General features: G+C 40.3%; 10 protein-coding genes. 8 read left to right on the forward strand and 2 right to left on the reverse strand.

Annotation, left to right across the window (positions count from 1 at the left end):
- Positions 1 to 516: HEAT repeat domain-containing protein (locus Q0541_RS16970; protein ID WP_298912297.1), on the forward strand; the 516-nt coding region annotated here is incomplete at its 5' end.
- Between the two features lie 898 nt (positions 517 to 1414).
- The gene (locus tag Q0541_RS16975) at positions 1415 to 1987 is read left to right on the forward strand and encodes a Uma2 family endonuclease (RefSeq protein ID WP_298912301.1); all 573 of its coding nucleotides are present in this window, start codon (positions 1415 to 1417) and stop codon (positions 1985 to 1987) included.
- A 465-nt stretch (positions 1988 to 2452) separates the two neighbouring features.
- Here the strand turns inward: Q0541_RS16975 and Q0541_RS16980 are convergent, their stop codons facing one another.
- Positions 2453 to 2737 (reverse strand): DUF427 domain-containing protein, encoded by a 285-nt coding sequence (locus Q0541_RS16980; protein ID WP_298912304.1) that lies wholly within the window; start codon positions 2735 to 2737, stop codon positions 2453 to 2455.
- Between the two features lie 1263 nt (positions 2738 to 4000).
- On the opposite strand from Q0541_RS16980, the gene Q0541_RS16985 reads away from it, so the two are divergent.
- From Q0541_RS16985 to Q0541_RS17000, 4 genes are all read left to right on the forward strand, one after another.
- A complete protein-coding gene (locus Q0541_RS16985) occupies positions 4001 to 4405 on the forward strand; it encodes a hypothetical protein (RefSeq protein ID WP_298912307.1) in 405 nt (134 codons plus the stop codon).
- Between the two features lie 587 nt (positions 4406 to 4992).
- Positions 4993 to 6165, forward strand: coding sequence for a KamA family radical SAM protein (locus Q0541_RS16990; protein ID WP_298912310.1), 1173 nt, complete (start codon positions 4993 to 4995; stop codon positions 6163 to 6165).
- 88 nt (positions 6166 to 6253) lie between these two features.
- Positions 6254 to 6649: an SET domain-containing protein gene (locus Q0541_RS16995; RefSeq protein ID WP_298912313.1), complete on the forward strand. Its 396-nt coding sequence runs from the start codon at positions 6254 to 6256 to the stop codon at positions 6647 to 6649.
- Between the two features lie 79 nt (positions 6650 to 6728).
- Positions 6729 to 7718, forward strand: coding sequence for a D-alanine--D-alanine ligase (locus tag Q0541_RS17000; RefSeq protein WP_298912315.1), 990 nt, complete (start codon positions 6729 to 6731; stop codon positions 7716 to 7718).
- A 25-nt stretch (positions 7719 to 7743) separates the two neighbouring features.
- Here the strand turns inward: Q0541_RS17000 and Q0541_RS17005 are convergent, their stop codons facing one another.
- On the reverse strand, positions 7744 to 7995 hold the full coding sequence (locus tag Q0541_RS17005) for a hypothetical protein (protein ID WP_298912318.1): 252 nt from the start codon (positions 7993 to 7995) through the stop codon (positions 7744 to 7746).
- Positions 7996 to 8210: 215 nt separating this feature from the next.
- Between Q0541_RS17005 and Q0541_RS17010 the strand changes: the two genes are divergently transcribed.
- Positions 8211 to 9530 (forward strand): serine/threonine-protein kinase, encoded by a 1320-nt coding sequence (locus Q0541_RS17010; RefSeq protein WP_298912324.1) that lies wholly within the window; start codon positions 8211 to 8213, stop codon positions 9528 to 9530.
- Positions 9527 to 10891, forward strand: a complete 1365-nt coding sequence (locus Q0541_RS17015) for a serine/threonine-protein kinase (RefSeq protein WP_298912321.1) — start codon at positions 9527 to 9529, stop codon at positions 10889 to 10891. Before Q0541_RS17010 ends, Q0541_RS17015 begins: the two co-directional genes overlap by 4 nt.
- Positions 10892 to 11086: the final 195 nt, after the last annotated feature.

Consider the following 11086-nt stretch of genomic DNA (forward strand, 5'->3'; position numbering starts at 1 on the left):
GTCACAGGCAATGAAATTGCGATCGCCGCCTTAGTGCAACTGCTGCAATCAACTAATCTGGATGACTCCAGCCGTAGGCAGGCAGCATCAAGCTTAGAGAAAATCGGCACAGGCAATGAAATTGCGATCGCCGCCTTGGTGCAACTGCTGCAATCAACTACTGTGGATGACTCCACCCGTAGGTATGCAGCATCAAGCTTAGGGGAAATCGACCCTGGCAATGAAATTGCGATCGCCGCCTTAGTGCAACTGCTGCAATCAACTACTGTGGATGACTCCATCCGTAGCCTGGCAGCAGATAGCTTAGGGGAAATTCTACAGGATAATGAGCATCGCTTTGAGGTAGTCAAAGCCTTAAGTGGTTATTTGGAATTGGATAATAATTGCTACAATGTAATCTGGAAATGCGCTCAAAATATGCCTTACCCCAATTTCTATCAAGCTTGGCATCAGCATAATGTTGCTACTCGTGCGATGCGAAGCTTAAAGAAAATTCTCTTCACAAGAATAATTTAACTACTTTTGCAGCAGCGAACTTACAAATGAAGTTCTCATGGTAAGGGCAGCTTGTCCATTCATTACCAAGACAGACGCGGACGTTACAAATGTTTGTCTGTTAGCAACAACAGCTTAAGCATTTATTATAAATGGATACTCATTTGCTGCAATTGCGTACTCATTTGTAGCTATTGCGTACTTATTCATAACTAATGCTTAAAATTTAAGCTAAAAAATTAAGCATTTATTATAAATGGCTACTCATTTGTAGCAATTGCGTACTCATTCATAACTAATGCTTAGAATTTAATCAAATAAATTAAGCATTATTTATAAGTGGGTACTCATTTGTAGCAATTGCGTACTCATTTATAACAAATGCCGTCGCATTCATAATAAATGCTTAAAATTTAATTAAATAAATTAAGCATTAATTATAAATGGATACTCATTTGTAGCTTATAGGAACTTCAATTTCTTCAACTCGCCATGCAGCTTATCCGTTGGTAACGAAAACTTGTCCGTTCGTTAACAACACAACTTGTTTGGTTCAGAATGCTTATCTATGGCAAAGCTTATGCGGTCATTACTAAATCTTAAGCAAAAACTTATCAATACAAATCTTAACCACAGCTTACAGCTATTTTCAGGTAAGCAACATTAGAGGATGTTTGAAAAGTCCATAATGATGTATAAAATATTTTTTACCCCTCCCTAACCCTCCCCTTATAAAGGGGAGGGAACCGGATTTTTCTTGTTTCCCCCCTTTATAAGGGGGGACTAAGGGGGGTAACAACGCAATTAAAATCACAGTTAACCACTTTTCAAACAACCTCTTAAGGAGAATAGACTTGCTCCCTAAAATCCAAAGATAGAAAATGCTAAGATTCCAATCAAATATGGCATTTGCACAGCTATGACACCCACGCTGCACAAATCAATCTCCTTAGCAGAGTTCCTCAAACTGCCAGAAACCAAGCCTGCTAGTGAATTTATCGATGGTCATCGTATCTACCAGAAACCAATGCCACAAGGCAAACATTCCCGGCTACAACTAAAACTTTGTAACGCAATTAGCCAAATTGCTGAAGAACAAGAAATTGCTTTGGCTTTTCCAGAATTACGCTGTACATTTGGCGGACGTTCGATTGTCCCAGACGTGAGTGTATTTGCTTGGGAACGGATTCCTTTTGGTGCTAATGGAGAAATTGAAAATACCTTTGGAATTTACCCTGATTGGACAATTGAAATTCTTTCACCAGAACAGAATACAACCAAGGTAATTATAAATATTCTTCACGGTCTAAAACACGGCACTCAATTAGGCTGGTTCATCGATCCAGATGAACGCTTAGTATTAGGATTTTTGCCAGGACAGCAACCTATAGAGATGACTGGGGATGAAGTATTGCCTGTACCTGAATTTTTGCAACTGAATTTAACAGTTACACAGGTTTTTGCATGGCTAAAACCAACAAAAGTTAGTTAATAAAGATGATTAATATTCACTTAAAAGATGTAAGACTAATATCCCAGACTTTTTGAATTTTGACAAATAAATCCGATGAGTTTTAAGTGGCAATAATCAATTCCCCATGTTTGACATTAGCGCCGCGTATCTTACACTTTCTGGGCTAGTGATCGCTGGTATTATACTTTCTGGGAGTCTCGCTTGGCGGGTGAAAAGCAAGCAGCATTTCGCAAGGCGTAGGTGTAATTACGTCTCAAAATAAAGTTTTACTTGAACTTAGAGTTGATGATGGCGATCGCTTCAGTAGATTACACTCCAAAATCTTTGTCTATAGTCGTCAAACGAGTGATGACAAGAACAGTTAAGATAAATTCGCAAATAGTTTAAATACGAAGCCCGCCTGCGCGGGCTAATTATTTTATAGGCAATTAGCCGGACATAATATCATTCTCCCTGAAAATAAAATACTTCCAGGAACTTTTATTAAGCCTCAACTTTTACACCCTTCCAGAAGGCTACATAACCTTCAATATTCTTAGCCTTCTCTTTGGCGCTGGGATAGTACCATGCGGCATCTTTGTTGACTTGCCCATCAACGTCAATACTGTAGTAGCTGGCGACACCTTTCCAAGGACAAGTACTGTGGGTGTTACTGTCTGTGAAGTACTGCTTGTTAATGGTGTCAGCAGGGAAATAATGGTTGTTATCCACAACTACGGTATTATCGCTCTCAGCTAAAACTGTTCCATTCCAAATTGCTTTTGGCATAAGTGAGTTTGCAAATAAACTATACATTTAACATTTTGACACGATCAGCTTCTTTTATCCTCCTGAACGGCTACCTTACACGAGAGTCCGTCCAAACTCAAATGAATAGTCAGTAAGGTTTATAGAAAACTTTGCAATGCCAATATTAATTTACATCACTTTTACTTATCAAGTTAAGAAGTAAAAGTATTTGTTTTTATTATAAAGATTTTCTAGCATATTGGTATGCAAACTTTATTAGCTAAAACACAGTTAGATTTCAGTTTCTAGCCGAAAGCAAAAAAATATCTAGAAGAGAAGACCATCATTATATATATGTGAGCGATCGCACCTTCTATAAATGCTTGCGAATCAAAGATTTTATATAGCGAACCTTTGCTTTTTATGAGTTATTACTTACTAAACCTTATACGAATTCCCAATTTCTGATATTGGGGTCAATTTGACTCAGCCGTTTGGATAATTAACAAATCAAGCTATCAAATGAACTGAGTGTAAAAGGTTGAGATTTATAAAACAGTGGACTCTCTTACTAGATATCACAGACTGATTGTACTTTGTTCTAGTTGAGGATAACTCTATGAACTTACAAACTTGATAAATTTTGCACATATTGTTGCTTGGATTAATTCTATGCCTAAAATTACTAGCCTTCATACAGCCAATAATAACAACAGTGGCGCATCAAGAAACACAGCCGTCAACTCTGACACTTTATCTAGCTATTCCACGAATGTGAATTACCTCAAACCCTTTGATACGAGCTTTCTTGCTTATCACATGATGGGTCTTAGTAATTTTGAATGATCTAAGTTAAACTGCGTCCACTTTGAAAACTGTAGTTCTTTCGGTATGAAAAGAAAAAACCCTCATCCCCCAGCCCCTTCTCCCAAATTTGGGAGAAGGGGAGCCGGAAATAAGTCCCTCTCTCAAGTAGGGAGAGGAATTTAGGGTGAGGGCAAAAACTACGGTTCTGAAGATAGATGAGGTTTAATGTCCTTTCGAGTTGTAAATTACATCATTTTACCAATTACAGTTTTGTCTAAGTTCGTAAAATATTTCTGAATTAGTGCATTATTAGATTTTAGTTAATCTAATAAAAATTGAATTTTCCTAGCTTTTATAAAATTATATATATTGCCCAAATTAATGAGGAATAAATAAACCGATGTAGTAACTTAATACCAATAAGTTTAAATTCTAAATCATAAAATTTTATTACTAGCCAAGATTAATTAACTTAGTTAAATCGAGAAGAAAATTATGAAAGTTACAAACTTGCTCAATTCTGCATTTATCGTTGCTTGTATTGCTTTTATACCTGGAATTGTTGGCGCTCAAACAGCTAATAATAACAATAGTGCCGGACAAATAAACACAGATGTCACCTCTAAGACTTTACGTACTAATTTCTCAAATGCCAGCTATCTCCAACCTTTCAATACTACTTTTCTAGCTTATCAAGGTTATTTCAAAGAGCAGGGTATACCTAGTGGGGGCGCTTTGGTATTTGAATACCAAATAGGAAAAGTGACTGCAAAAGATGTGGTTCAGGCTGCTGTCAAGGCTAACAAATTACCAGCACAAGTTTTGAATGATCAAAGTTATCTCAATGCGGTCGAGTCGCAGTTGACATCATTGAGCAATATTAATGATTCAGATAACTAACTACAGATGGGTCAAAGTTTGTAGATACGTTATAAAAAGCGATGTCTACGATGGTCACTGACTTGTACTGAGCATCTCGGCTTGCTTCTCTTCGAGAGGCTGCGCCCTAAGCGCCAGCCTCTCCTTGGCGCAGCCTCTCGTAGCGAAGAGTTGTAGCTTTATCGTACCCCTACTCAAAAGCCAGCTAGCAAGAGCGTCTCCAAGAGTTGTGCGGGCTGCGCCTACGCTCCTGCCTCTTCATAGCAAAACAAGCGATCGCTGTACTAAAATTAGGACTTACGCATCATACATCTGTACTATATAAAATTTGGGCTTTTCAGCCATATTTAACACTCAACAGAATAAATATGCGACCAAATTAACCTTGTGAGCAGCGCCTGAAACGGTTATGCGTAATACACATTAGGGTTAGTTTGTACAGTGCGTAAGTCCTAATTTATATGCTACAACGGTAATCGCCTGTTTGAAGAAGAGTTTTAACTACAACTGGTGACAGTTGTCAATACTTTTCTCCTTTACTTAGATTCGTAGGTAAACAAACCAGGCTGTGATTAGTTTATTATTCTCAGCTTGATTTAGTTCTAATCATGATTAAAAACACTATTCTAGAGCCTCTAGTTACGGATGTTCGGTGTAAAGAAATTTGTGAGATTTTGGGAGAAACTTACAACCAGGAACGCTGGAACGATTGGCGCTGGCAAATGCGGCATCGGTTGACTAAGCTGGAACACTTTCAGAGGTTATTAAGGCTTAGTGCTGCCGAAGAACAGGGACTTTTAATCGCACCAGAGAAGTTTGCTGTAGCTGTCACACCATACTTTGCATCACTCCTTGATCCAAAAGATCCGCTTTGCCCATTACGGTTACAAGTCATCCCACGGGAAGAAGAACTAGTAGTCAGTACCGCAGACATGGTAGATCCATGCGGTGAAGATAACGACACTCCAGTGCCAGGACTCGTACACCGCTACCCTGATCGGGTGTTGCTGCTTGCCCTAGACACTTGCGCTGCTTATTGTCGTTATTGCACTCGCTCTCGTTTAGTGAGTCAAGGTGAGATGTACCCAGTAACGCGGCGGTTGGATGCGATCGTCGCTTACCTAGAGGAACACACCGAGATCCGTGATGTGCTAATTTCCGGTGGTGATCCTCTGTTGATGTCTGATGAACCTTTAAACAATTTGCTTGGGCGGCTGCGTGCCATTAGGCATATTGAATTTATCCGAATTGGTTCCCGCGTGCCGAGTTTCTTACCGCAGCGAATTACACCGGAATTGGTTGCCTTACTTCGTAAACATCGTGTGTGGCTGTCTTTGCACTTTTGTCATGTGCGGGAACTTACACCGGAAGTGGCACAAGCTTGCGATCGCCTAGCTGATGGTGGCATTCCTCTAGGTAGTCAAACTGTGCTGTTAAAAGGTGTGAATGACTCTGAAAAAGCGCTGAAGAATCTGTTTCACGGTCTTCTCAAGCTGCGTGTGCGACCCTATTACCTTTACCAATGCGACCCAGTTATTGGCACTGCACATCTGCGAACCAGTGTTCAAACTGGGATTGATCTAATTTCTAAATTGCGTGGTCATACCACTGGTTACGCTGTACCAACCTATGTAATTGATGCCCCTGGCGGTGGTGGCAAAGTCCCAATTCAAGCCGAGACTTTACTTGCCTATGAGAAGGGCACAGCTACAGTACAAAATTGGGCAGGTAAGACGTACACCTATGTAGATCCCTGGAGCAGGGCTGACACTATTATGTGAGTTTGACCGCCATCATCTAAAAGAGCCAGTTGGGATGGTTCTTTTGGCTTCTAGCATAAAACTAAGTAATCGCAGGAGAGTAGTTGGAATGTTGATTGTGGGCAATACAAACCTAAAAGGTCAAGGTGTCTTCGCACAGAAGCGCTTTTTGAAAGGAGAGATGATTGAGAGATCGCCAGTTGTGGTTATACCCGCAGAACAGGTTGAATTAATTGATCAAACAGTTTTGAGTAACTATTACTACGATTGGGAAGATAAAAGTGTGACGATCGCACTTGGTTTAATGTCCCTGTTCAACCATTCTTACGATCCGAATACTTACTATGTGAAAAAATTCGCCGAAGGGGAGGTGGAATTAATTGCCTACCGAGATATAGAAACAGGAGAAGAAATTACTGCCAACTATAACGGTTCACCTGAAGATATATCTCCTATCTGGTTCGATGTTGTTGATAAAATATCTTCGACTCCATTGAAGACTTAGTAATCAAAATTTCTGCAATTAATCTGAGTTGTATATTACAGCTAACAGCGAAAGCTTTCTCACCAGGAATTATCGGGCTATGGGGTTATTAATTGGTCTGTGTTATGACCTTAAGGCAGACTACCTTAAGGCTGGTTTCAGCGCTTCTGAGGTAATGGAGTTCGACGATGAAGAAACTATCATCGGGCTGGAAGATGCACTATTTCAGTTAGGTCATCAAGTTGAACGTGTCGGCAATGGTAGAGAACTTGCTCTCAGGTTAGTAAAGGGCGATCGCTGGGATCTAGTTTTCAATATTGCTGAGGGTTTGAAAGGTCGCTCTCGTGAAGCCCAAGTCCCCGCAGTCTGCGAATTATTCGCTCAACCCTATACCTTTTCCGATCCGCTTACCTGTGCCCTAACGTTAGACAAGGCGCTTGCTAAGAGAGTGGTGCGCGATCGCGGCTTGCCGACAGCCCCCTTTGAAGTGGTGAGTAGTACCGCAGAAGCAACAGCCGTATCGTTGCCAATGCCAGTTTTCCTCAAGCCTCTGGCGGAGGGCAGTTCTAAAGGGGTAACTGGGCGTTCTCTTGTTAAAGAACGCGAGGAGCTAGTAAATACTTATCAATTGTTACGCGAATTATTTCAGCAGTCCGTACTCGTAGAAACCTTTCTTCCCGGTCGAGAAGTAACGGTGGGCATTATTGGCAACGGCAGCAACTCACGGGTAGTAAGTGTGATGGAAGTAATTTTTACAGGAGAAGCGGAAGCTTTCGCCTATACCACCCTCAACAAGGATGAGTATCTGGAACGGGTATCTTATCGTTTGCTCATAGATCCTGAGCCACTGGCAGCACAGGCAAGGCAGCTGGCGCTGGATGTTTATCATACTCTTGGTTGCCGTGACGCTGCCCGCGTAGATCTGCGTTGCGATGCTAGCGGTGTGTTGCAGTTTATGGAGGTTAACCCACTGCCAGGGCTACATTATATCCGCTCAGACCTGGTAATTATGGGACGTTTGGGTGATGTGACATACACAGAAATCATTGCTGAAATAGTCGAGTCTGCATGGCAAAGGTACAAATGTTGATTTAGTCATCAGTAGCGATCGCTCACTATGGGGTCTTGTTTTTTGGCGATTGCTGATTGCGGGATGAAACTATTAAACAAATTTCCTCACTAATTCCAATAAATTTCCCCTCCCTCAGAAATTCATCCGTTTGATCGGCATATCTAACCTCTTGGTAAAAATTGGAAAAGCTAAAGTCTATTATTTGCTCTCCTTCTAATATCAACTCCTTAGCAAAAAGCCCGTATCCGTCAATTTTACTTTTATAAACTTCACATTTCGGTGCATTGTTAATCAACTTTTCTATCTTTTTGGGAGTCAGTATAATTAAAAGTCTCCATGTCTTCAGTTGTTTAGTTTTTCTAACTTTAAGTTATTTTAGATAAATACCAATTCTCTATGAGGTGCGCTAGTCCAATATTTTAAAGAATGCGGAATCTATCATTTTCCCTTTGTAGTTTTTGGTAGATTCAACTATAACAAGTTGTAAATATGAAAACTCGGAGTGGGCAAATGGCAGGTCAAAGCCTCAATGACTTTCCCAAACAAATCCTTCAAGAACGCTACGAAATTCAGCAACAGTTAGGCAAGAAAGCAGGAAGACGTACTCTTTTAGCCCGTGACATTCAAACTGAGCAATTAGTTATCATCAAGCTGCTAACCTTCAGTAATGATTTTGCTTGGGAAGATTTAAAGCTGTTTGAACGAGAAGCCGAAACCCTCAAAGCAGTTGAGCATCCTGCCATTCCTCGTTATATCGACTACTTTGAATTAGATCCCTCTAACAGTAAAGGTTATGCTCTTGTCCAGAGCTTTGTAGAAGGTCAATCTCTGGAAGAATATATGAAAACTGGGCGGATTTTTACAGAAACTGAAGTTAAAGAAATTGCTACAGCACTGTTAAATATCCTGATTTATCTACACGGGCGACAGCCTCCAGTTGTTCACCGCGACATCAAGCCTAGCAATATCATTTTGGCAGAAAGTAGCAATAATGTTAAACAGATTTACTTGGTAGATTTTGGTTCTGTGCAAACCTTAGCAACCAAAGCAGGTAAGACAGTAACGGTTGTCGGGACTTACGGCTATATGCCCCCAGAACAATTTGGTGGCTATGTAACACCTGCTTCTGACCTTTACAGTCTTGGTGCTACTCTGATTGCTTTAGCGACAGGGATTCATCCCGCCGATTTGCCTCAGAAAGATTTGCGAATTGCATTTCAAGACTTAGTTAAACTTAGTCCTGGATTGGTAGGTTGGTTGCAATGGATAACAGAACCCAGTCTAGAGCAACGTTTAATATCTGCCTCAATTGCCTTAAAAGCCTTGGAAACAGGTCAGTTGCCAATCAATGACCTAGCTGCGGTGAATCCTCCCAAACCAGTGGACATCAGGGATTTATTGTGGAATGCGATTTGGCGTAGCACCTTTACTGGAGGCTTAGTTGTAGCAGGTTGTGCTGCTATTTATAGCACAGTTGTGTTTCCAGTATTCGGCAGCATTGCAGGACTACAATTTGGTGCATTAATTGGTTTTCCCATTGCGTTTGTTAATGGATTTTTAGTCAGCATTATTACGCGGTTATTCTTCTTCCCGCTAAAAAATGCCCACTTGCATCGACGCACAATCGGCATTATCAGCACTACATTTGGGATGGCTGCTGCTTTATTTGGATTCAGCCTGCTGTTTCATGGTTCTTTTTCTAATTGGTCAAATGTCACTAGCCTATTTTTCGTGATTGCACCTTCTGTTATCACTGGGCTAAGTATGGGAGCAGCTAGCAAATTTATTGCTCAGTGGTATGAAAAGCAATATAGGTTATTAAATAAATGAATAGTGAAATATTTAATCAGCGTTATCAAGTCGAAAGAGAATTAGGAAGACAAACCGGAAGACGAACTTTTCTAGCCTTGGATTTGCATTCCTCACAAGAGGTAGTGGTAAAAATCTTGTACTTGGGGCAAGATTTCAATTGGCAAGACTTAAAGTTATTTCAACGGGAAGCGGAAACTTTAAAAGCGCTTGATTATCCTGCTATCCCGCGCTATATAGATTACTTTGAGCTAGATACGCCCGATGATAAAGGTTTTGGGTTAGTACAAACTTATGTAGGGGCGAAATCTTTAGAGGAACATTTACAAGCAGGACGAACATTTAGTGAAGCAGAGGTAAAAGAATTAGCGCGATCGCTCCTGACAATTCTCTCCTATTTACACCACCAGCAACCCTCTGTAATTCATCGAGATATTAAACCTAGCAATATTCTACTTACAAATCGTTCTGGTAATACTGTTGGTCAGATTTACCTTGTAGATTTTGGCTCTGTACAGACTCTAGCTGCTCAAGAAGGCGGCACAATTACTGTAGTCGGTACTTATGGCTATATGCCTCCAGAGCAATTTGGTGGTAGGGTAACTCCCGCCTCCGACCTCTACAGCTTGGGTGCAACTTTAATTTATCTCGTCACGGGATTGCATCCTACAGAATTACCACAGCAGGAGTTACGTATTCAATTCCGACAATCTTGCAATCTCAGTCTAGAATTTGCTGATTGGTTGGAATGGATAACTGAGGCAAGTTTAGACCAGAGATTTTCTACAACAGAAGTAGCAATGCAAGCATTAGAAAAACCCCGTTCTAGAAAACAGGCAACCCTTGCATTAAAAAAACCGTTTGGGAGTAAAATTCACTTAATTAAAACCTCTAAAAGTCTAGAAATTATCTTGCCACCCAAAGGATTTAGCATTGGCTTAATTATGCTTATCTCCTTGGTCACACCTTTGGCATTGGGTTTTAATTTTTTGACGATTGGGGTGGTAGGAAGTTCTCCACCAATAAATATAATTGGCTTTTGCATCCAAGGGAGTGCGATCGCTTTTCTTTTATTTGCCTTTATTTGGGGACTATGCAAACGGACTCGTGTGATAATTGACTCTCATCAGTTAGTAGTGATGCATGATTTTCTCGGAATTAAATGGCTTGTTGCTCCTCCAGCATTCCGGAAAAATATATCTGTATCGAAATTCATCAAATCAAATTCCAATGTTTTAAATAATCAGCCTTTATTGCGGATTACTGCTGGTTCTACCATTTATTATCTTAATAGATATACTCATTTCACTGAAGCAGAACTGGAGTGGTTAATACAGGAACTCAATGAATGGTTAAATTTGTTAATTATCAATAATTCATGAACTAATGAACTAATAGCAATTTTTTATGAAGCTGCGCTAAATAAGGCTTCAAGAATAAAATCGTAAGAAGTGAGATATAGCGGTTCTTGTTTACGTGGGGTACACCCGTAGGGGCCCCGCAGCCCCCCAAGCTATCAACAAAAACAAAAACCTATTTTAAACAAAAAATATTAAACAAACCCCACACCAACCCCA

It is taken from the genome of uncultured Nostoc sp., assembly GCF_937863485.1.
In the GTDB taxonomy this organism is placed as follows: domain Bacteria; phylum Cyanobacteriota; class Cyanobacteriia; order Cyanobacteriales; family Nostocaceae; genus Nostoc.

Bases quoted from the DNA above. Each gene is read 5' to 3' on its own strand.
- Q0541_RS16990 (WP_298912310.1), top strand. From the start codon at position 4,993: ATGATTAAAAACACTATTCTAGAGCCTCTAGTTACGGATGTTCGGTGT.
- Q0541_RS16985 (WP_298912307.1), top strand. From the start codon at position 4,001: ATGAAAGTTACAAACTTGCTCAATTCTGCATTTATCGTTGCTTGTATT.
- Q0541_RS17015 (WP_298912321.1), top strand. From the start codon at position 9,527: ATGAATAGTGAAATATTTAATCAGCGTTATCAAGTCGAAAGAGAATTA.
- Q0541_RS17000 (WP_298912315.1), top strand. From the start codon at position 6,729: ATGGGGTTATTAATTGGTCTGTGTTATGACCTTAAGGCAGACTACCTT.
- Q0541_RS16995 (WP_298912313.1), top strand. From the start codon at position 6,254: ATGTTGATTGTGGGCAATACAAACCTAAAAGGTCAAGGTGTCTTCGCA.
- Q0541_RS16975 (WP_298912301.1), top strand. From the start codon at position 1,415: ATGACACCCACGCTGCACAAATCAATCTCCTTAGCAGAGTTCCTCAAA.
- Q0541_RS17010 (WP_298912324.1), top strand. From the start codon at position 8,211: ATGGCAGGTCAAAGCCTCAATGACTTTCCCAAACAAATCCTTCAAGAA.
- Q0541_RS16980 (WP_298912304.1), bottom strand. From the start codon at position 2,737: ATGCCAAAAGCAATTTGGAATGGAACAGTTTTAGCTGAGAGCGATAAT.